General features: G+C 38.4%; 24 protein-coding genes and 1 riboswitch. Of the genes, 17 read left to right on the plus strand and 7 right to left on the minus strand.

Going from position 1 to position 19,910, the window contains the following annotated elements:
* The first annotated feature begins 286 nt into the window (after nt 1-286).
* On the plus strand, nt 287-1,021 hold the full coding sequence (locus ACFSBH_RS14855; RefSeq protein WP_251511535.1) for a YqjF family protein: 735 nt from the start codon (nt 287-289) through the stop codon (nt 1,019-1,021).
* A gap of 108 nt (nt 1,022-1,129) precedes the next feature.
* Entirely contained in the window at nt 1,130-1,738 is a 609-nt protein-coding gene (locus ACFSBH_RS14860; protein WP_379598342.1) for a YitT family protein, read from the plus strand.
* 9 nt (nt 1,739-1,747) lie between these two features.
* On the opposite strand, the gene ACFSBH_RS14865 is transcribed toward ACFSBH_RS14860, so the two are convergent.
* The gene (locus ACFSBH_RS14865) at nt 1,748-3,025 is read right to left on the minus strand and encodes an MFS transporter (protein WP_379598344.1); all 1,278 of its coding nucleotides are present in this window, start codon (nt 3,023-3,025) and stop codon (nt 1,748-1,750) included.
* Between the two features lie 26 nt (nt 3,026-3,051).
* The gene (locus tag ACFSBH_RS14870; RefSeq protein ID WP_251511538.1) at nt 3,052-3,543 is read right to left on the minus strand and encodes a DUF3231 family protein; all 492 of its coding nucleotides are present in this window, start codon (nt 3,541-3,543) and stop codon (nt 3,052-3,054) included.
* Nucleotides 3,544-3,693: 150 nt separating this feature from the next.
* On the opposite strand from ACFSBH_RS14870, the gene ACFSBH_RS14875 reads away from it, so the two are divergent.
* The 4 genes from ACFSBH_RS14875 to ACFSBH_RS14890 all read left to right on the plus strand — a co-directional run bounded on the left by ACFSBH_RS14875 (nt 3,694) and on the right by ACFSBH_RS14890 (nt 6,266).
* The gene (locus ACFSBH_RS14875; protein ID WP_379598346.1) at nt 3,694-4,143 is read left to right on the plus strand and encodes a PhnD/SsuA/transferrin family substrate-binding protein; all 450 of its coding nucleotides are present in this window, start codon (nt 3,694-3,696) and stop codon (nt 4,141-4,143) included.
* Between the two features lie 81 nt (nt 4,144-4,224).
* Nucleotides 4,225-4,632, plus strand: a complete 408-nt coding sequence (locus ACFSBH_RS14880) for a type 2 periplasmic-binding domain-containing protein (RefSeq protein WP_379598348.1) — start codon at nt 4,225-4,227, stop codon at nt 4,630-4,632.
* A gap of 52 nt (nt 4,633-4,684) precedes the next feature.
* Nucleotides 4,685-5,452 carry an aliphatic sulfonate ABC transporter permease SsuC gene (ssuC, locus tag ACFSBH_RS14885; RefSeq protein WP_379598350.1) on the plus strand — a complete coding sequence of 256 codons (768 nt, stop codon included), beginning with the start codon at nt 4,685-4,687 and terminating at the stop codon, nt 5,450-5,452.
* A 19-nt stretch (nt 5,453-5,471) separates the two neighbouring features.
* Nucleotides 5,472-6,266 (plus strand): ATP-binding cassette domain-containing protein, encoded by a 795-nt coding sequence (locus tag ACFSBH_RS14890; RefSeq protein ID WP_379598352.1) that lies wholly within the window; start codon nt 5,472-5,474, stop codon nt 6,264-6,266.
* On the opposite strand, the gene ACFSBH_RS14895 is transcribed toward ACFSBH_RS14890, so the two are convergent.
* Complete coding sequence (locus ACFSBH_RS14895; RefSeq protein ID WP_379598354.1) at nt 6,237-6,506, minus strand: YqhV family protein; 270 nt, start codon at nt 6,504-6,506, stop codon at nt 6,237-6,239. The two genes, ACFSBH_RS14890 and ACFSBH_RS14895, sit on opposite strands and share 30 nt — an antisense overlap.
* A 189-nt stretch (nt 6,507-6,695) precedes the next feature.
* Between ACFSBH_RS14895 and ACFSBH_RS14900 the strand changes: the two genes are divergently transcribed.
* The 8 genes from ACFSBH_RS14900 to ACFSBH_RS14935 all read left to right on the plus strand — a co-directional run bounded on the left by ACFSBH_RS14900 (nt 6,696) and on the right by ACFSBH_RS14935 (nt 14,821).
* Complete coding sequence (locus ACFSBH_RS14900) at nt 6,696-7,196, plus strand: spore coat protein (RefSeq protein WP_251511545.1); 501 nt, start codon at nt 6,696-6,698, stop codon at nt 7,194-7,196.
* A 196-nt stretch (nt 7,197-7,392) separates the two neighbouring features.
* Complete coding sequence (locus ACFSBH_RS14905) at nt 7,393-8,208, plus strand: sulfite exporter TauE/SafE family protein (RefSeq protein WP_379598372.1); 816 nt, start codon at nt 7,393-7,395, stop codon at nt 8,206-8,208.
* A 12-nt stretch (nt 8,209-8,220) separates the two neighbouring features.
* Nucleotides 8,221-9,624, plus strand: coding sequence for a bifunctional metallophosphatase/5'-nucleotidase (locus tag ACFSBH_RS14910; RefSeq protein WP_379598357.1), 1,404 nt, complete (start codon nt 8,221-8,223; stop codon nt 9,622-9,624).
* Between the two features lie 122 nt (nt 9,625-9,746).
* On the plus strand, nt 9,747-10,055 hold the full coding sequence (locus ACFSBH_RS14915; protein WP_251511548.1) for a YunC family protein: 309 nt from the start codon (nt 9,747-9,749) through the stop codon (nt 10,053-10,055).
* 216 nt (nt 10,056-10,271) lie between these two features.
* A complete protein-coding gene (gene yunB, locus ACFSBH_RS14920) occupies nt 10,272-11,048 on the plus strand; it encodes a sporulation protein YunB (protein ID WP_379598360.1) in 777 nt (258 codons plus the stop codon).
* 46 nt (nt 11,049-11,094) lie between these two features.
* Nucleotides 11,095-11,270: riboswitch (Lysine riboswitch) on the plus strand.
* A 133-nt stretch (nt 11,271-11,403) separates the two neighbouring features.
* Nucleotides 11,404-12,954, plus strand: a complete 1,551-nt coding sequence (locus ACFSBH_RS14925) for a Na+/H+ antiporter NhaC family protein (RefSeq protein WP_251511551.1) — start codon at nt 11,404-11,406, stop codon at nt 12,952-12,954.
* 242 nt (nt 12,955-13,196) lie between these two features.
* The gene (locus ACFSBH_RS14930) at nt 13,197-14,714 is read left to right on the plus strand and encodes a sodium-dependent transporter (protein WP_251511554.1); all 1,518 of its coding nucleotides are present in this window, start codon (nt 13,197-13,199) and stop codon (nt 14,712-14,714) included.
* Entirely contained in the window at nt 14,714-14,821 is a 108-nt protein-coding gene (locus ACFSBH_RS14935) for a methionine/alanine import family NSS transporter small subunit (RefSeq protein ID WP_251511557.1), read from the plus strand. Before ACFSBH_RS14930 ends, ACFSBH_RS14935 begins: the two co-directional genes overlap by 1 nt.
* A 33-nt stretch (nt 14,822-14,854) precedes the next feature.
* Here the strand turns inward: ACFSBH_RS14935 and ACFSBH_RS14940 are convergent, their stop codons facing one another.
* A complete protein-coding gene (locus ACFSBH_RS14940) occupies nt 14,855-15,805 on the minus strand; it encodes a M23 family metallopeptidase (RefSeq protein ID WP_379598363.1) in 951 nt (316 codons plus the stop codon).
* Nucleotides 15,806-15,831: 26 nt separating this feature from the next.
* Nucleotides 15,832-16,380, minus strand: a complete 549-nt coding sequence (locus tag ACFSBH_RS14945; RefSeq protein WP_251511563.1) for a YhcN/YlaJ family sporulation lipoprotein — start codon at nt 16,378-16,380, stop codon at nt 15,832-15,834.
* Nucleotides 16,381-16,502: 122 nt separating this feature from the next.
* Between ACFSBH_RS14945 and ACFSBH_RS14950 the strand changes: the two genes are divergently transcribed.
* Nucleotides 16,503-16,778 (plus strand): YutD family protein, encoded by a 276-nt coding sequence (locus ACFSBH_RS14950; protein WP_251511566.1) that lies wholly within the window; start codon nt 16,503-16,505, stop codon nt 16,776-16,778.
* A gap of 27 nt (nt 16,779-16,805) precedes the next feature.
* Here ACFSBH_RS14950 and ACFSBH_RS14955 read toward each other — a convergent pair whose 3' ends face one another.
* Nucleotides 16,806-17,066 (minus strand): hypothetical protein, encoded by a 261-nt coding sequence (locus ACFSBH_RS14955; protein ID WP_251511569.1) that lies wholly within the window; start codon nt 17,064-17,066, stop codon nt 16,806-16,808.
* Between the two features lie 76 nt (nt 17,067-17,142).
* Nucleotides 17,143-18,549, minus strand: a complete 1,407-nt coding sequence (locus ACFSBH_RS14960) for an amidase (RefSeq protein ID WP_379598366.1) — start codon at nt 18,547-18,549, stop codon at nt 17,143-17,145.
* A 137-nt stretch (nt 18,550-18,686) separates the two neighbouring features.
* Here ACFSBH_RS14960 and ACFSBH_RS14965 point away from each other — a divergent pair, with 137 nt between their 5' ends.
* Together ACFSBH_RS14965 and ACFSBH_RS14970 are read left to right on the plus strand one after the other, a co-directional pair.
* On the plus strand, nt 18,687-19,124 hold the full coding sequence (locus ACFSBH_RS14965) for a DUF86 domain-containing protein (RefSeq protein WP_379598368.1): 438 nt from the start codon (nt 18,687-18,689) through the stop codon (nt 19,122-19,124).
* Between the two features lie 13 nt (nt 19,125-19,137).
* Entirely contained in the window at nt 19,138-19,785 is a 648-nt protein-coding gene (locus ACFSBH_RS14970) for a helix-turn-helix transcriptional regulator (protein WP_379598370.1), read from the plus strand.
* Nucleotides 19,786-19,910: the final 125 nt, after the last annotated feature.

Raw genomic sequence — 19,910 nt, forward strand, 5'->3', positions numbered from 1 at the left:
CCGATAATGATAAATTTGACTCAAAAAAGGATCCTAGCAAAGTTTTGATTGCTTGGATCCTTTTTAATTACTGTTTTCGGCTAGTTATGTCCCAGCCTCTTTTTGGTTACTTTTAGGAGTTGACTTACTTGTCTCGATCCAATCATATGATACAGGCTACATTTTAATAGTAACATTGGATTAGATATCGAGAAGCTACGGTGTTTATTCTAGGTCCATCAAGGAAAACATAACCGTATAGAAGATTGCTTTATACTGTTGGATAAAATATGTAAGGGGATAACTTATGTACAGGGATATCCTTCAATCGACCGCTCATCGGAAATCTCTATTGCCAGAAGGTTCGTGGATAATGACTCAAAAATGGAACGACTTGCTTTTTATCCATCTTCCTGTTCCCTCAAATATTATTAGCGAACTTCTTCCTAAAGGTTTAGAACTGGACACATTTGATGGGAAAGCCTGGATAACGATTATTCCATTTAGAGTTACAAGTATGCGAATTAGAAACTTGCCTCCGTTACCTTTTATAAACTCCTATTTGGAATTGAATGTGAGGACTTATGTAAAACGCCGCGGAAAAACTGGTGTTTACTTCTTTAGCCTGGATGCAAATAACTTACTAGCGGTAATTGGTGCTCGAATATTGTCGTTGCCCTATTATTTTGCACAGATGAGGATGAAAAAGAAGCGAAAAATTGAATTCAAATCTAGAAGGAAAGGGAAAACGAGTGCGTGCTTAGACGTGTCTTATCGAACTTCTGATGAAGCATTTTATACGGATGAATCCAGTTTAGATTATTGGCTATTAGAAAGGTATCATTTATGGTCTTATCGAAATGATTCTTTGTATCAAGGCGATATACATCATAAGCAATGGAAAGTCAGCAATGTTGAAGTGTATATTTCACAACAACAAATACTTTCTTACTTCCCAGATGACACAATAATAGGAAATCCTCTCTTTCATTACGCTAGTACGAAGCGGGTTTTATTCTGGCCGATTAAAAAAGTGGAGTAAAATAACAGCTGGAAATCCGTTATTTTACTCCATCTTTTTCATGATAAGAGGAAGGAATGAATAAAATAGGATACATGTCCATCTAAAGCTTGCTAAAGGAGGAGCATAATGAAACCAGTTATTATAAAATATGGACTAGTTATCGCGGGAGGAATAATCCAAGGCTTTGGAATGGGACTTTTTTTATTTCCTCAATACGTTCCTTCAGGTGGTGCAGGCGGGATAACCGTACTGTTGAATTATTGGTTTGGCTTAAGCATGGGTACTGCCCTTTGGATAGTAAACTTTACCTTACTCTTAGCAGGACTATATGTTTTAGGAAAACGATTTGCGGTTTGGACTGTTATAGCTATAACGATGACTTCTCTGTCAGTAACTTTTTTTGAACAGATTCCGGTTCATAACAGAAATTTAATGATAGATCTTGTATTCGGTTCAATATTTCTCGGTATTGGAATTGGTATCCTCATGCGACAAAATGTTTCAAATGGAGGAATTGGCGTACTAGCATTGATTATATCTAAAAAATATAATGTGTTGCCAGGTCGCTCGTTATTTTGGATCAACAGCTTTATTTTTATATTCGCTGCAATTATCATTGATTGGAAAATCATTATTCTTGCATTATTAAGTCAATGGATTGCGACCCAAGTTGTAAATATGATATTCCAATTATCATTCGATAAGTCATATACACTAGGTTGGCGGAAGAAATGAAAAGTCCTCCTACACGTATTTATAGCGGATGATTTTCTTTCGATGCTTTCCGTCTTTCCCTTTTACGTGAATGAGAAAAAGAACGAGTAAACCTACAAGCAGAGTAAAGGCAGCGATACTTGTGAACATTCCTGTTCTCGACCAGTCCATCAGTCTTGTGAACATTGGAGGTCCTAAGGCTACACCTATAAACCGCACTGAACCGTACAAAGAAGAAACAAACCCTCGACGCTCTTTTCCAGCAGCCCCTGTTATTAAACTGTTAATACACGGCAGTGTCAAACCTACACCAATACTACTTAGGGCTAGAACAAGTAAGAAAGGAAATAGACTCTCCACCCAAACGAGTAAGCCATATGAAATGGTCATAAATAGTAATCCAATAATTGAGAAGCGTTTCATGCGAACTAAATTGCTGCCTATTTTACTTCCAGTAATATAAGAGGTAGTCACCATTACGAGTAACGGGATTGCTAAAATTAAACCTTTCAATACCCCGTCAATTTTATATGTCGATTCTAATACATCAGATAAATAAAAAAGAATTCCGAACAATGTAAACAAGCAAGTTCCTCCAGCTAAATATGCTGTAAACAACCATCTGCCTTCATGTTTAAAGACACTTAAAAGCCCCCGAGCATATTTGCGGAAGGGAGGTGGTGCTTGTCGATTGCTTTTTTCCTTAACAAATATCCATACCATTATTGCTGCGACAAGACTGAAAATGGGGAAGGCAAAAAAGACGGAATGCCAGACAATCAGTGCCAGAAGTGATCCGATAATAGGTGATAACACCTTCCCTAAACCATTCGACGCTTCAAAAATTCCAAGCACTCTACTCCGTTCCCCACCCTTGAATAGATCCCCGATTAGTGCCATCGCAATCGGTGCGCTTCCTGCAGCCCCGATTCCTTGTATCGTTCGACCAATAATAATCCATAAATATGAATCAAAGAAGGCTGCACCAAGACCGGCAAGAAATGCACCGAGAGCAAAAAGAATAAGTGAGGGAAGCATAATGATCTTCCGGGAATAACGGTCAGACAAATAGCCTACAATCGGTATCATTACTGCAGCCGCTATTGAAAATACTGTGATGGTTAAACTGACCTGTAGCTGAGATAGATCCATCGATGACTTCATTTTAGGAAGAACAGGTATAAGCATGGAATTACCTAAAGTCATCATCAAAGGAACGGAACCAACAGCTAGTATTATCATTCCTTTATTTTTTTTCAACGTCGTGCACTCCTTCAATTCAATTACAATCTGTTTGTAGGTGTCCATATGATGCAATGGACCATTGCGGGAAGTTATTTAATATTAATTGGTGGAAGTACCAACCAACCTTTTTCTTTAGCGATATTTACCAATTTTTGCTCGTATTCTTCCTGCTGATCGTGGAATTCGCCGAACATCGTACGAAGGTCTTCTCTTAGTGCAATCCCAGTAACATAACTGCTTTCAGCCCTTGTACTCATTAACTCCTTTTGGATGATGGTGGCGATTTCAGGGTCATGGAATCTTGCCCCAGCAGGAATATCCTCTACTTCTACATTCGGACGATCCGGAGGTGCTGGAGGCAGTCGTATTCCAGCTTCCTTAAGGATTCCCTCCACAGCTTGTTCCTCTTGGATGAGACAACTTTCCACGAGTTCTTCTGCATATGTCTTTAAATCATTGTCTCCCGCATGATTAATAAGTACTTGCATGGTTACGAGTAAGTTTTTTGTCCTATAAAGGTAATTCCAAAGGTGGTAGACTTCACCTGTATGAAAAGGATCCTCTTGTTTGTTTTTAACCATGATAATCCTCCTTTTTATCTTGACTAGTTTCTCTCATAACGATTGATATTATCCCAAAACAAAATTTGGAAAATGCATGAGACAGGAACCTAGATATGTTTTATTCATAGGCTAACATCAGGATATTATTTATGAAGGATGGTCAAAGTTGTGAGAAAAATACTGATGTTTAGTTTCATGTCTCTCCTCGTTTTATTTGCCGGATGTAATCAAATAGAGGGTTCTACTTCTGAAGATAATAGTGAAAAAATTGTTCGTATCGGATATCAGAAAAATGGCCCGCTTGTTTTGTTGCAATCACTGGGAACACTAGATGAACGGTTAGAACAATATGGGTTTACCGTAGAGTGGAAGGAATTTCAGGCAGGTCCTCTTCTTGTCGAAGCGTTAAATGCTGATAGTATAGATTTTGGGAGAACGGGTAATACACCTGTCATTTTTGCGCAAGCTGCAGATACGCCTTTTGTATATGTCGCTGCAGGTTTTTCCAAATTTAAAGGAAGCGGGATTCTTGTTCCAGATGAATCCGAAATCACAGAATTGGAGCAATTAGAAGGAAAAACTATTGGATTTGCGAAAGGCTCAAGTTCCCATTATTAATTAAGGCACTGGAAAAGGCTGGTTTAACACTAGATGATATAACACCAGCATATCTTACTCCTGGAGATGCCCGCGTCGCATTTGAACAAGGAACAATTGATGCGATGGTTGTCTGGGATCCGTTTGTTGCATCGACAGACAAACGGTAGGTTACTTGTCGATGGGGAAGGATTAACAACAGACCGTGATTTTTTTGTTGCAACTGAAAATTTTTATGACGCTCACCCGGAAATCGTCGATGTAATCATTGAAGAAATCGATGCATCATCGAAATGGGCGAATAGTAATCATGATGAACTTGTTGAAAAGTTGGCACCACTATTAGGGATTGATGAAGATTCAATCCGAATGTCAGTGGAACGCCGCACGTATGGAGTCGAGGCGATAAGTGAGGAAATCATTAAGGAACAGCAGGAAATTGCTGATATTTTTTACGATTTGGATATCATTCCAAAGGAACTTGAAATAAAAGAAGTTATCATTGATTAACGCCAGTTTTGCCTCATCTTATCGAATGTTAATTTAAGATAGGAGAATGAACATGAACAAAAGCATCATCAAAAAGTCATTTCAGAGATTTTTACCGTGGTTCATTCCGTGCATATTCCTTATCTGCTGGCAGATTGTATCTTCTCTTGGTATCATTTCAGAAAGAATCTTACCAGCTCCAACAGAAATCATTCAGGCAGCAATCCAACTCATATCTAATGGGGAATTGTATGAACATATGTCTATCAGCTTAGTGCGGGCTTTCATTGGTTTTGTTATTGGAGGAGTTATTGGCTTTGTATTAGGTTTGTTAAATGGCGTATTTCGTCTTTCTGAATTACTGTTTGATACATCCGTTCAAATGCTGCGAAATATTCCTCATTTGGCATTGATTCCTTTGGTGATCCTATGGTTTGGAATTGGAGAAACGTCAAAAATTTTCCTGGTTGCATTAGGAGTTTTATTTCCAGTCTATATTAACACCTATCATGGAATTAAATCAGTCGATAAGGGATTGATTGAAATGGGGAAATCGTATGGGTTAAAAGGTTATAAGTTGTTTTTCCATGTCATATTACCAGGTGCATTATCATCCATACTGGTAGGAATAAGATTTTCACTTGGTGTAATGTGGCTAATTTTAATTGTGGCTGAAACCATCTCCGCTCAATCAGGCATTGGGTATATGGCAATGAACGCTAGAGAATTTATGCAGATGGACATTATCGTATTAAGTATTTTAATTTATGCATTGTTTGGAAAGTTGTCTGATGTCATTGCCAGATATTTTGAGGGTAGATTATTGAAATGGAATGCATGAATACTGAGGAGTGTTAGGGTTGGAAAATAGGAACGGGATAAATATACAAATCAATAAATTGGAAAAAATATATGATAATCGTAATGTATTAAATGGATTGGATGTTGAGATTAAGAAAGGTGAATTTGTTTCCGTTGTCGGAAAAAGCGGGTGTGGTAAAAGTACCCTTTTACGCCTTGTTGCTGGTCTTGAAGATGCAGAAGGAGGCTCCATTATACTGGATGGTGAGAAATTGGAAGGGCTTAATAAAAAGGCACGGATCATGTTTCAAGATGGAAGACTATTACCATGGAAACGGATTATTGATAATGTCTGTATAGGACTTTCTACAGAAAAAAGGAACAAGGCATTGGAAGCATTAGCCCAAGTAGGGCTGGAAGAAAGAAAGGATGATTATCCATCTAAGCTATCTGGAGGCCAAAAACAGCGAGTTGCTTTGGCACGGGCATTGGTGCATAATCCGGATCTGCTATTACTGGATGAACCTTTAGGTGCATTGGATGCACTAACCCGATTGGAAATGCAGGAACTAATCGAATCATTGTGGAGACAAAAGAAGTTTACCGCTGTGCTCGTTACCCATGATGTGGAGGAGGCAGTTGCCATTTCTGACCGGGTTTTATTGATAGATCAAGGGAAAATCAGCTTAGATCAAACGATCTCTCTACCGCGACCCCGAAAACGAACAAACCCGGCATTTGCTTTGTATGTGGACGATATCTTGTCACAAATCATGAATCGGAATGAAGATAAGGAATATCCGGTATTGCTTCCTGAATTGTCTTTATCCCTTCTTGATTCCGTAAATAATTAGGGTCGCTCCAAGAAAAATCCAAAAAAACTTACTTATCGATATTTTAGAAGACATGCCAGCGATACCGATAGTGGTAAGAAGTATTAATGGTCCGACAAATGCTAATGAGCTATTAATGATTAATGCTTTTTCAACTTCATTAAATTTCAACATGAGGAGTGCTGCAAATATTTCGATGGAACCGGAAAGAATTCGGAAAAGAGCCATAAAAAGTATGGCTGTTTCAAAAAGAGCAAACATGGTATTTCCCCCTGCAATATGTATTTTAATAAAATATATGCAGGACTCGTCCAATAAAGGACAGAACCCTCTTTGTGATGAGGGTTTATTTTTATCTCTCACGAAATATCTGGTTAATATGCTAATGGCAAGCTTCCAATTGCCCATATATTGAATAGGATAAGATTGTTAGTGTGAAGGGGGAGTACAATGGAAGAGAAGGAAGTAAGAAGACCAAATCATTTAGCTTGGCATGAAACAATGGAATTGCATGAATTAGTAGTTTTTCAGGCAATTGGATTAATGAAGCTAAAAAAGTTTATCGGTGAAGTGAAAGATCCTGCATTGCGTAGACTTTATGCCGAAACAATAAGAGGATTAGAAACAAACCTTAGGGAACTACTTGCATTTTATCAATTGGCTCCTAGAGAAGAAGAGGAATTGGAAAGAAACTTGGATAGTGGTTTTTTCTCTGGAGATTTGTTGGCTTTTGCAAAAACTGCTGTAAGGAATTATTCAATTGCAATAACGGAAACTGCAACGCCGATATTAAGGGAAACGTTAAATAAACAATTGCAACGTGCAATCGAAACACATGAAATGGTATATGCTTATATGTACGAAAGAGGGCTTTATCCGTCATACGACCTCCATAAATTATTAAGAAATGATATCAACATTGCAACAAAAGCACTAAATATGGACTTTTAATAATATGGTTACCACCACCCTAGGAATAAACTTCCTAGGGTGTTTTTATATTTTTGAGTGATGTACATATTTTCGATGGAAGATAAAAATTCCACTAAAAATATGCGAAATGGTTTTCATTCCTTAGAATCGCTGATATAGTTTCATTATAAGTGTATCTGTACGTATTATTTATCGTTGGATGGAAGTGATGGAAATGGTATTTATTATTTGTTTGATCATTGGACTCGTTACAGCGTTTGTAGGTTCAATAATGGGTCTAGGTGGAGGAGTTATACTCGTTCCGACTCTTATATTGTTTGCCTCTATATCCGATGCTTTTGCTTGGGCAACTCCTCAAGCAATCGTCGGTATCTCTCTAATTGTCATGATATTTACGGGATTAGCTTCCACCTTATCTTATCTAAAGGTGAAGCGGGTGGATTATCGCACCGGTTTTCTTTTCATGATAGGGAGCATACCAGGAGGAATCATTGGGGCGTGGCTGAACCAATATGTCGAAGCAGAGACATTTCAGCTTTACTTCGGTATATTAATGATATTGATTGCAATGATATTATTTTTTAAAAAGAAAGAGCCTAGAACAGTGGATCTGACTGGGAAAGGTGTTCGGACTTTTGAGGTTAATGGTGAAAGATATCAATATAAGGTCCATGCAGTAGGAGCAATATTTCTGGCCCTGATCGTTGGGGTTCTATCTGGTTTATTTGGTATTGGTGGTGGTTCCATTATGGTACCAGCAATGATCCTCTTATTTGGTTTTCCAGTTCATATCGCTACAGCAACATCCATGTTTATGATTTTCTTCGTTAGTATTTTTAGCTCAGTGACACATATCGCTCTTGGACATATCGTTTGGGAATACGTATTGTTCTTCATTCCTGGAGCTTGGGTAGGTGGAAAGCTTGGTGCTAAAGTGAATCAAATGCTGTCCAGCAAAACATTGGAATGGATACTTCGACTGTTATTGATATTTATTGGAATTCGTATGATCATTCAAGGATTAGGCTAAGGAGCAAGATTCATGAAAGAAAATATTTATATATACTATACGAATGATTTACACAGTAATTTTACACAATGGCCCCGTACAGCTGGTTATTTGAAGGAAAAGAAAAGAATCCGCAGCTCTAAAGGGGAGGTCCATTATATAGTTGATGCTGGTGATCATATGGACCGGGTCGATCCCATTTCAGAGGCTACAATGGGAAAAGCGAATGTGGAATTAATGAACGAAGTCGGCTATGATGTCGTGACAATCGGCAATAATGAAGGTATCACTCTTGCTCATGATGATTTATACCATCTTTATGATGAAGCTGATTATCCAGTGGTTTGTGCTAATCTACAGCCAAAATCAGGCCAACCTCCAAAATGGTTGGTTGATACGAACATATTTGAGACAGATTCGGGAGTTCGTCTCGGTTTCATTGGATTGACAGCGCCGTTTACAGCTTTTTATGACCCGTTGGGTTGGACTGTAACCTCACCTTATGATGAACTGGAAACGAATTTGCTTGAATTAAGCGAGAAAACCGATATTATTATCCTGCTATCTCATTTAGGACTTAGTGAAGATCAAGAGATTGCCAGGAGGTTTTCGGAAATAGATGTTATTATCGGAGGACATACACATCATCTGCTACGAACAGGAGAATATGTAAATAATTGCCTGATTACTGCAGCGGGAAAGCACTGTGTATATGTAGGAGAAGTAATTTTAACCTATGATCATGAATCTGAACAAATATCGACGAAAGAGGCGTACGCTACGAATGTATCTGATCATCCAGTTGATCAGGGAACGGCAGTTTTGCTGGAGGAGCTTCAAGAGAAAGCGGACTTATTATTAGAGAAAGAAGTAGTCGTACTCGAGGAGCCACTAGATGTGGAATGGTATAAAGATACCCCGATTATGCAAGAATTGACAGATACAATCAGAATGTGGACAGATGCTGACGCTGCTTTATTAAATGCTGGCTTACTGCTTGGTGCATTGCCAAAGGGTCCCATTACGTATGGGGATGTTCACCGGATATGTCCTCACCCAATTAATCCTGTCGTTGTCCAACTAAAAGGTGACGAATTGATTGAAGTTATTCGTGCCTCGCTAAAAAGAGATTTTATGGAGTTTGAGCTGAAGGGATTTGGATTCAGAGGAGAAGTGATAGGGAGAATGCTATTCTCCGGACTTTCCATTAATATAAGGACTAATCCTGACGGCACAGAGGCGGTAACGGAAGTGACTTTTTCAGATGGGACCCCTGTGGATAAACAAAAAGCATATCGAATCGCGACAGCAGATACTTTTACATTCGGACGCCTGCTACCAGAGATAGCGAAATCAGAGAAGAAAGATTATTTCCTGCCAGAGTTCTTGAGAGATCTATTGTTGGAAACATTGAAAAGAAAAGCGTTGCAGCGGTAATAACTCATTGAATTTGTGTCTTATTGCTTCTGGTAATAATAATCGTTTAAGACAGATGTATCAGTGACAAGAAGGTCCATTATTGCATAACTTAATTATGTATATAAAGGAGGCCTTCTTAGATGATTACTGTTAATCCAATCGAGATTGAAGGGATGCAGTTCACTGCAGTAAGTGTAGAACTGCCAAAAACTACTCTTCTGACGGTATCAAATGAAGTTGGTTACATTATGTGTGCAGCTTTGGACGTAGATATTTTCAACGAAATCCCTAAATTGCAAGAAAGAAAAGTGGTTGCAGGAAGAGCTGTAGGTGTACGGACGATTGAACAGTTACTTGATGCTCCATTAGAGAAAGTTACAGATGCTTCAAGAGAATATGGTTGGAAAGAAGGAATAACAGGAAGGGAAGCACTTCTACTCATTTCTTAAGTCTATTCCCTGAAGGATTTCACTTCAGGGAATAGACTTTTTTAGTTTCTATCGATGAAGAACACCCAATATCAAAAGGAAGAAATAGTCCGTGTGAGATTACGTACTGGATGAAGAGAGCTGAAGTCGTAAACCTGAGCTGGCGGAACACATCTATTTTTGTGCTAGTCTATCTCCCTAAATATGTGCATAAATATGACATAAGGGGGTTGTAGCATGCGTAAAAGAAGATACCCAAAGAAATTTAGTTCACCTCCAACGCAATTGATTCTATTGTTGACAATCGTTATATTTACAATCGCGGTTCTTGGCAGTATCGCATTGATCGATAGGGGAATAAAGCCCACGTTAATGGACATTGCCAAAGAAAAAACGAACGAATTTGCCACTCGAGCCATCAATCGTGCGGTCAGCTTTACTGAAGACTATGATTTTACGGACATAGCAACGATTGAATATGATAATAATGGGAAAGTTGCCACCTATTCACCAAAGTCAGATGCACTTAGTGAAATTAATCGGCATGCAACCCAACGAATTGAGGAGTATTTTAATCGATTAAATCATGGTGATCCGATTTTACATGACGAAGAAGACAGGTATGATTACACGAATGGGATAGAGGAACGACTTTATGAAGACCCTACTTTAGTCGAAATTCCACTTGGTCAAGTGACAGGGAACACGGTGCTTGCAAACCTCGGTCCTAGAATTCCAATCAATTTAGAAATAATTGGTACCGTTCGGACAAATATTACTTGGGAGCAAATGGAATTTGGTATTAACGGTCTTTGGATTTCTTTTTATTTAAATGTTGAAGCTGATGTGCAAGTGATTGTTCCATTTTCTTCCGATTTAACGACGGTGACTTCCCAAATCTATATAGATGGGGCTGCATTGATGGGCGAAGTACCTGATTTTTATGGTGGTGGAACACCTCCATCCATTGCTGTTCCGAAAGAGGATATTCAGACGGACTTGCAGAATGAGTAATAATTTAGTATAGTGGTTTCAGAACTTAATAGCAGCCTTATCCGATCGGTGAGGTAGAGGTGCAGGTAATATGAGTAACTAACAGGAGAATGACAACGATGATGGTTAGTAAAAGGATTATTTGCCGAAGCGTAATAAGCGTCATCTTATTATTTGCTGGTATGTCTTTGAATAAGAGGCTTACTGTCATGCTGAAACATGGCATGGAGAACTACTGATCGAAATGGAGATAACGTATATTGTTACATATAAACAATGATGGTTATTTTCTGTCATTGTTTTTTATTTGACTATGTACCTTCCGTTCGTTCAAAAGTACTCTATGCTTCTAAAAAAATAAATGGGGGAAATCGAAATGGTAGGTACATTTTTTTCTATAATACCTGCACTGGTAATGCTTGTATTAGTAATAGTTACAAAAAGGGTCTTACTTTCACTTGGAGTCGGAATTGTACTTGGTGCATTATTTATTCATAACTTTAACATTCTAGGATCTATACAAGAAGTTTGGGGAGTTTTTTACGAAATATTTGTATCTGAAGGAGAGCTCAATCTAGGAAACATTTTGTTAATTTCCTTCCTGCTATTGTTAGGGGTTATGACAGCGTTTCTCCAAGGATCTGGTGGAAGCAGAGCTTTTGGAAACTGGATGCTTAAAAGGGTGAAAACCCGTGCTGGTGCAAAAATCATGACAGCCATACTAGGTATAATTATTTTTATCGATGATTACTTTGCGAGTTTGGCGGTAGGTCAAATAGCTAGACCTGTTACTGATCGTCAAAAAATCTCTCGCGCTAAACTGGCATATATAATCGACTCGACGGCAGCACCTATCACAGTCCTTTCACCAATCTCAAGCTGGGGAGCATTTATTATTGGTTTATTGGGTTCGATTTTTGTAGCGAATGGAATTACAGACATCCAACCAATTGAAGGATTTATTCGGATGATTCCAATGAATCTATATGCAATATCTGCAATCTTGCTTGTGTTTCTTGTAGCATATTTAAAAGTTGATATCGGACCGATGCGAATTCATGAAGAGCGTGCTCAGAAAACTGGGGAATTGATTGATCCGGAAAACAGTAAAGTTCCTGGTGATTTAGGTGACACTATTGAAGCTCATCCTAAAGGAAAAGTATACCATTTAATTTTGCCGATCCTTGTTCTTGTCTTAGCAACTGTAACTGCTATGCTAGTTACAGGAGCTCGAGCTTCGGAGGGTGAAGTGACAATCCTTTCTATGTTTGCAAACACGGATGTCAACTTGTCCTTATTCATAGGTGGAGCAATATCTGTTCTGTTTGCACTCATTCTCCATATGATTCATAGTGCTCCTAAAGCAAGTGTAATGAATATTTTTATCCAAGGTATGAAATCCATGCTTCCGGCAATTTATATACTCATCTTGGCATGGATGATTGGATCAATTATCTCATCATTGGAAACGGGGACTTATTTAGCCCAGTTACTTAATAATGCAAATATCAGCGGTGTATTTCTACCAGTATTATTCTTTGTTATTTCGGGAATTATGGCTCTTGCAACTGGAACATCGTGGGGTACATTTACAATTATGCTTGCAATCGGGGCTGAAGTTTCTGCAGTGATTGATATTAACTTACTATTACCTACTTTGGCTGCTGTATTGGCTGGAGCTGTGTTTGGGGATCATTGTTCACCAATTTCAGATACCACCATTCTTTCAGCGACCGGAGCAGGTGCAAATCACATCGATCACGTATTGACACAGCTTCCTTATGCAATAATTGCAGCTGTTGTGTCCATTGTTGGGTACTTACTCATGGGATTACTTGAAATGACAATCTTACCATTGATAATTACACTCGTTATCGTTTTAGTAATTGGGTTTGTGATTCATAGCAGAAATACAAAAAATGCTTAATACAAAACGTACTTTTCTTTAACTAAGAAAAGTACGTTTTTTTGCATTTTAAGCAGTCATAATACTGTTTAACTTTGTTAGAAACTTACATAATATTTCAGAATAATTTATAGATATTAAATATTCTTTGACTATATCGATGATAAATTATATAATACAAGCATAAATATCTGAAAAGATATAATAATTAAAAGATTCCTTCGTGTATTTTGTATGAAGGGGCCGAAAAGGGAGGTATTACTATGGAAACACGTTCTCAATGGGGAACAAGGGCGGGGTTTATTTTAGCAGCTGTCGGTTCAGCAATAGGTCTGGGGAATATATGGCGATTCCCTGCAGTGGCTTATGAGAATGGTGGAGGAGCATTTTTTATCCCGTATTTATTTGCACTATTGACCGCCGGAATACCAATACTTATCATGGAGTTTACGATGGGACATAAGTATCGCGGGTCTGCACCATTAACTTTTAGAAGGATGAATAAGAAAACTGAATTCATCGGTTGGTGGGGAGTTCTAGTAGCTTTCGTCATTTCCACCTACTATTCCGTCATTATCGCCTGGGCAATTTCTTATGCTTATTTCTCTTTATCGCTTGCATGGGGTTCAGACACAGAAGGATTTTTGTTTGGCGATTATTTGAAATTGGCTGAAGTTCCGGGCCAAGTAGGAAGTATGGTTCCAGGAGTTTTATTCCCGCTAATTCTAGTTTGGGCAATTGTATTATTTATTCTATATCGTGGGGTTAGTAAAGGAATTGAATTGGCAAACCGTATTTTCATCCCTGCATTAGTGATCATCTTTCTCATAATTGTAGTACGTGCAGTTACTCTACCAGGAGCGTTAAGTGGTTTGGATGCATTCTTCAAGCCAGATTTTAGTCAAATATTGTCACCTGAAGTTTGGATTGCAGCTTACGGTCAAATTTTCTTCAGTCTTTCCATAGCATTTGCCATTATGATTACGTATTCCAGTTATTTGTCACGAAAATCAGATATTACGAATAACGCCTTTATCGTCGGCTTTGGAAACTCAGGATTTGAACTACTGGCTGGTATTGGAGTATTTGGAATTTTAGGTTTCATGGCCACACAAGCTAATGTGCCGATTGATGAAGTGGTTAGTGGGGGAGTTGGTCTTGCATTTGTAGCATTCCCTGCAATCATCAACGAGTTCCCGGCCATGAAGGAGCTATTTGGATTGTTATTCTTCTTGTCCCTAACTTTAGCAGGTCTAACTTCATTAATATCCATTACCGAGACATATGTGGCAGGAATGGTTGATAAGTTTAATTTGTCACGAGGAAAATCGGTACTATTTGGAGGAGGAGTTGCCGCAATTATCTCCTTATTGTTTGCGACACAGGGAGGACTATTTTTCCTTGATGTAGTGGATTATTTCATTAATCAATTTGGAGTCGCTTTCATTGGATTGGTTGAAGTTATATTAATTGCTTGGATTTTACGCGAACTTAAAGGGCTTAAAGATCATGCAAATCCAATCTCCGACATACGACTTGGATCATGGTGGACCATTAGTTTAGGTTTGATTACACCTATTGTAATGGGATATATGATGATTGGTTTATTTAAACAAAATCTTACAGAAAACTATGAAGGATACTCTGACACGTTTATTCTATTTGGTGGTTGGACCGTGGCTGGATTAGCTTTACTTATAGGTATTCTCATGTCCATGACAAAATGGAAAGCAAATGTAGATGAAAACGTAGATTACCTAGACGAGAGGGAGGCTAAATAATGAGTGCTTCATCGATTGTAGTCATGATTATTGGAATGGTCATTCTTTGGGGTGGTTTAGCAGCAAGTATTTGGAATGCGTTCAGAAAACAAAAGGATACAAATTAATAAAAAACCAGTGGGATCACTCCCGCTGGTTCTTTAACGATTATTTCTTGCCATCCTTTCCCATTTCCTTAGATATGGGTAAGGATCAAAAGACCATTCCTTATATCCATCATCTTTGTACATTCCATAATGGAGATGTGGAGGGAATTTGCCGGACGTACCTGGAGGACCGTAACCGCTTGAACCGACACTACCGAGTATATCGCCTGGTTGTACGATGGTTCCGACCTTGATGTCTTCATTAAAACCACTCATATGGGCGTAATAATGATAAATATTGTAGATATCACGGATCCCGATACGCCAGCCTCCAAACCGATTCCAACCCATCATTTCCACAACACCATAGGTGGTTGATTTGATTGGTGTCCCATAGTCCGCAAAAATATCCGTACCTTCATGGATTCTCAGTCCGCCGTAGCCTCTTCTATCTCCCCAAGTATTCCGGTAACTGTAGTTGTAGTTGATATCCACAGGGAAATCTCGATTAGTCAAATTTATCTCATTGAACTTCTCAAATACTCGTGCAGTATTCATAATTGATTTTACTGTTAAGTCCCGTTTATAATGCTTCCAGAGTGCCACTTTAATATCATCACTTGTAGGTCCTTCATCGAGCAGTAGCATGGCTAGTGTGTACATAATATCTTCATCTTCGTCAAGGCTTGCAATTCCGTCTCCATTTCCATCTTGTCCTATTCCATCGAAAAGTTTGATGATATGAATATCGGCATTCTGTGTATAGTTACCGATACCATACCAACTGTCTTCATCAAATTCAACGGAGATTACTTGTTCTTCCTCGCTCGAAGGTTTTTTGTTACGTTCATAGTTATCAATTGCTGCAAAATAGTACCAAGGAATCTGCGAGAGTGCTTCCATCTTTTGAAATAATGCTTTTCGCTCCTTATAAACAGAATCTTCATTCTCAGCGAAGACATAAGAGGAACTTAACCAAAATAAAAGGAATGCGAAACTAAACAAGGATATTTGCTTGGGGAGCAAGAAGATCACCTCCGTTTTGGATCATGGTTTTCCTCTGCAATTCCGTTTATTAATCGCTCGATAACTTTGTGGTTCTCCTTATCATTTGTAGTTTCTAAATGTAAACTATGGATTTCATCCATATGGTAAGGATTTGATGTTGTATATACTTCATAGAAACTTGGCAAAATGGAACGAGCGGTTTTTTTCGCGATATCTGCTGCTTCATTTTCATTCAAGTCAGGGTTTTTATCAAAGGCGATGATAACTTCCTCATCGGTGACAAGTGTGGCTACTTCATTAAAATCACCTGTTTGAAGTATTGTCTTTGTTATCATATTGGCTGTTTCTTCACGGTCGATGGTATATTCTTCATTATTTTGATCTACACTGTATTCTTCCTTTGTATACCTTACATAGCCAAGCTTCGTGCTTCGTCCTTCATCTTGCGACCCATTATGATCATTTGGATTCAGTATTTCCAGTTGCTCATCGTCTGTACTTTGTAATTGTTGGCAACCAATACTTAACATTAATAAACATACCGATACAACTGAATATATGAACTTCTTCATATTTTTCCTCCTTCAACCCCTTTTGTGCTTTAGTGTGGGTTAATGGAAAGAAATCATACATAGAAATATTTCACTTCTTTCATTCATATGGTAAACTAATGGAAGGCAATGGGGGTGGCGACTTGTTCGAATTGAACGGAAAACATTATGAACTGATTGAAAACGTCAAGGACGGTTTTCAAGAAGAAGCAATTAAAGAAAGATATGCGGATATTCTTGCGAAGTACGATTATATTGTTGGTGATTGGGGTTATGACCAACTACGGATGAAAGGTTTTTATCATGACAGAAACTCCAAGGCACCTATCGATTCTAAAATAAGCACAGTTCAAGATTATATTTTAGAGCATTGTAACTTTGGGTGCGCTTATTTTGTCTTGAAGAAAATCACAAAATAAAACATAGCCGTTCATAAAATTAAACGGCTACGTTTTATTTTTTTCATCATGAATAGGATGGGCACCGTCGGCCTGTCTAGGGAGATCGTCATGCTGCGACTTATGAGGAAAAACATATGCGCTTTCCCGATATTGACCTTCTTCCCAAGGGGTGGATTTCCCCTCCACTGGTACTGCTTCATTAATGGCTGAGCCATATGCCCCTTCAGGAAATTCCTCTGGAATGAGTTGATTTTTCATTCTTCTGCTGCTTATCATATCGTAATATTTTCTCTTTTCTTCTCTCATAGAAAAAGCTCCTTTCTGACTGTAGCTTTTGTCAGAAAGGAGTTTCTCATGTCAAAATTAATTTGGAAGTTTAAGGTTAATCTAATCTTTTACAGCGATTGTAGCCGTGGAATTTCCTCTCGATAATCGAGCCGAGGCGGAAAATGGCATTTTCATTTCCTGTTGAGCTGATGATTTGGATACTGATCGGCATCCCATTTTCATCTCTGCCGACTGGTAAAGTCAATGCCGGCAACCCCCAAACATTTGCATAGGCGACATAAGGCATAAATTGTAAAAACGTCTTGCGGATTGAGAATATCTCTTTGAAAACCTGACCGTGAGCAGGAGCGGTCGTATGGTATACAGGTAAAATAAGCAAACGGTTACTTAAATAGTCATCCAACCATTCATCGCCACGATTAATGGTTTCTTTAATTTCATTTATTCGTCGTCTTGACGGCTTAAACATTTTGGAACCTAATATTGCCCAAGAAAGATATGGATGAACTTTACTATTTTTTGTAATTCGTTCTCGCATATACGAACGGAACACAGGGGACCGGTCATGACTGAATGCTTCTTGTTCAATTTTTGCACTTCCGTCAATGGACATGATCTCCTGCCAAAGTAGAGCAGTCTCGTCAAATAATGGTGGAACTCCACGTTTCGTATAAATGAGTTGATCTAAAAAGTCTTCAATTGCCCGCATCATATTTTTTGTGCTATCAGCTAATGGATAGTTTACTTGTTCTGATATTAGTTCGATTTTATATTCTTTTAAGAAGACTGTCTTCGGACTGGAATCTGAAATGATCCGATAAACCAACTCCATATCTCGTACTGATTTCCCCATTGGTCCGATTCCTAACATTCTTTCTTGAAGTGGTTGTGTAATTTCCGGATAATGTCCAACGGAAGAAACTTTGTACATTCCTGGTTTAAAGCCTACAACGCCATTAAAGTGGGAAGGGATACGAATGGAACCACCGATATCAGAAGCGATACCAACCGATGCTCCTCCAACGGCTAGTAAGGCACCTTCACCTCCGCTTGATCCTCCTGCAGACTTGTTGAGATTCCATGGATTGTTCGTTCGCCCATATAGCTTATTATCTGTTTCCTGACAATAGGAGAGAGCAGGGGTGTTCGTCTTACCTAAAATAATAGCGCCTTCATCACGAAGCTTTTGAATGACTTCCGCATGGTCCCTAGCAATTAAATCTTGTCGATGTTCCAATCCACCGGTTGTTTTCATATTTGCAACGTTAAAGGCTTCTTTTACACTGATCGGTACTCCTGCAAGTTTACCGTTTTGCTTTTTTCCATTCCTTTGATTTTCGTCAAATTGTAAAGCTTCGGCAGTTGCTTCTTCAAACCGATCTTCTACTAGTGCATTAATCTGAGGGTTTGTTTTTTGGATGTGTTCGATGTAGGTGGTTACGGCTTCTATACTAGTCAACTTCCCATTTCTTAACTTTTCAGCAAGAGCAGTAGCATCCATATCTAATATCGATGTATTTATTTTTGAGCCCCCCTTTAACAAGTGTCTCTATCTACTTTAACTATAGCATTTTTTCCTGTAAATTCATACTTTATGTGATATGATAAGAGGGAGCACAACTATGGGAGGGGCATGTCATGTATTTTGTTGATCGTAATAAAATTGAAGAGATTTTAACATATATGGATGAATTACTTGTATTGTTGGATGAAAACAATTTTTCTGCACCGGTTGAGTATCTTGCTCGGGAAAGAATCGTTCACATCTTAATTGAATCAACCCTCGATGTAGGAAATATGATGATTGATGGATTTATTATGCGTGATCCGGGAAGTTATGAAGACATTATCGATATCCTTATTGATGAGAAAGTGATACCGGAAGAAGAGGAAGCAATTTATAAATCATTCATAGAATTAAGGAAAGATATCGTAACGGATTATGTAAATGTGGACCAACAGAAAATCGCAAATACATTACTGAAGAGTACCCCGGCGTTAAAGGAATTTAGTACATATATTAGAACATACTTAAAGAATGAGCTTGGAGTGGCAAATGCTTTCTTAAAAGAGTAAAAAGGTGATAATCATGAAAAAGAAAACCACGAAAGAGAAGCTCTTAATGATTTTGAAAAAAAATAAAGCAATCACCATCGATGGCTTGATGGATTTCTTCACTATATCAGAGCCGGCGATTCGCAAGCATTTACACGAACTTGAAAAGCAAAAGTTAATTAAGAGGAAAGCCCATAAGCAGGAAATTGGCCGGCCGTACTATACATATGAGTTAACGGATAAGGGACATGGAATATTCCCAAATCAATATGAACAATTACCGGTTGAATTACTGGAGGATCTTGAAGAGCTTCACGGACCGGAAACTGTAAAGCAGCTATTATTTAAACGAATGGAACGTGAGGAAACCAAACTGCTGGCAGAGTTGGATGGCAAGGACTTTGATGAAAAAGTAAATACATTGGTCGAAGTGCAAAATCAAGCGGGTTATATGTTGGAAGTGGAAAGGACTCCTGAAGGTGACTACTTTTTAATAAATTATAACTGTCCGATAGCCAATATTGCCAGACATTACCGTCAAGTTTGTAAGAATGAAAAAATAATGTATAATCATATCTTTGAACATAGTCAGGTAAAGCCGGAAGCATTGATTACGGGTGGTGCCCATGTTTGTAGATGGTTAATAAAAAATCCTGCAGTGGATAGTGGACAGCATAGTTAAAAAGCCGCATACGCGGCTTTTCAGCTTGTAGAGAAAGTAGGTGTTTTTTCTCTGCAAGCTTTTTATTTTGGTTAAAGTGATATATTTTCTGGTGATTTTTACAATGAAAATAGACTCCCATCCAC

It is taken from the genome of Oceanobacillus luteolus (assembly GCF_042678205.1).
GTDB lineage: Bacteria > Bacillota > Bacilli > Bacillales > Amphibacillaceae > Oceanobacillus > Oceanobacillus luteolus.

Bases quoted from the DNA above. Each gene is read 5' to 3' on its own strand.
- ACFSBH_RS14855 (WP_251511535.1), top strand. From the start codon at position 287: ATGTACAGGGATATCCTTCAATCGACCGCTCATCGGAAATCTCTATTG.
- ACFSBH_RS14860 (WP_379598342.1), top strand. From the start codon at position 1,130: ATGAAACCAGTTATTATAAAATATGGACTAGTTATCGCGGGAGGAATA.
- ACFSBH_RS14865 (WP_379598344.1), bottom strand. From the start codon at position 3,025: ATGGACACCTACAAACAGATTGTAATTGAATTGAAGGAGTGCACGACG.
- ACFSBH_RS14870 (WP_251511538.1), bottom strand. From the start codon at position 3,543: ATGGTTAAAAACAAACAAGAGGATCCTTTTCATACAGGTGAAGTCTAC.
- ssuC (WP_379598350.1), top strand. From the start codon at position 4,685: ATGAACAAAAGCATCATCAAAAAGTCATTTCAGAGATTTTTACCGTGG.
- ACFSBH_RS14895 (WP_379598354.1), bottom strand. From the start codon at position 6,506: ATGTTTGCTCTTTTTGAAACAGCCATACTTTTTATGGCTCTTTTCCGA.
- ACFSBH_RS14900 (WP_251511545.1), top strand. From the start codon at position 6,696: ATGGAAGAGAAGGAAGTAAGAAGACCAAATCATTTAGCTTGGCATGAA.
- ACFSBH_RS14905 (WP_379598372.1), top strand. From the start codon at position 7,393: ATGGTATTTATTATTTGTTTGATCATTGGACTCGTTACAGCGTTTGTA.
- ACFSBH_RS14910 (WP_379598357.1), top strand. From the start codon at position 8,221: ATGAAAGAAAATATTTATATATACTATACGAATGATTTACACAGTAAT.
- ACFSBH_RS14915 (WP_251511548.1), top strand. From the start codon at position 9,747: ATGATTACTGTTAATCCAATCGAGATTGAAGGGATGCAGTTCACTGCA.
- yunB (WP_379598360.1), top strand. From the start codon at position 10,272: ATGCGTAAAAGAAGATACCCAAAGAAATTTAGTTCACCTCCAACGCAA.
- ACFSBH_RS14925 (WP_251511551.1), top strand. From the start codon at position 11,404: ATGGTAGGTACATTTTTTTCTATAATACCTGCACTGGTAATGCTTGTA.
- ACFSBH_RS14930 (WP_251511554.1), top strand. From the start codon at position 13,197: ATGGAAACACGTTCTCAATGGGGAACAAGGGCGGGGTTTATTTTAGCA.
- ACFSBH_RS14935 (WP_251511557.1), top strand. From the start codon at position 14,714: ATGAGTGCTTCATCGATTGTAGTCATGATTATTGGAATGGTCATTCTT.
- ACFSBH_RS14945 (WP_251511563.1), bottom strand. From the start codon at position 16,380: ATGAAGAAGTTCATATATTCAGTTGTATCGGTATGTTTATTAATGTTA.
- ACFSBH_RS14955 (WP_251511569.1), bottom strand. From the start codon at position 17,066: ATGAGAGAAGAAAAGAGAAAATATTACGATATGATAAGCAGCAGAAGA.
- ACFSBH_RS14960 (WP_379598366.1), bottom strand. From the start codon at position 18,549: ATGGATGCTACTGCTCTTGCTGAAAAGTTAAGAAATGGGAAGTTGACT.
- ACFSBH_RS14965 (WP_379598368.1), top strand. From the start codon at position 18,687: ATGTATTTTGTTGATCGTAATAAAATTGAAGAGATTTTAACATATATG.
- ACFSBH_RS14970 (WP_379598370.1), top strand. From the start codon at position 19,138: ATGAAAAAGAAAACCACGAAAGAGAAGCTCTTAATGATTTTGAAAAAA.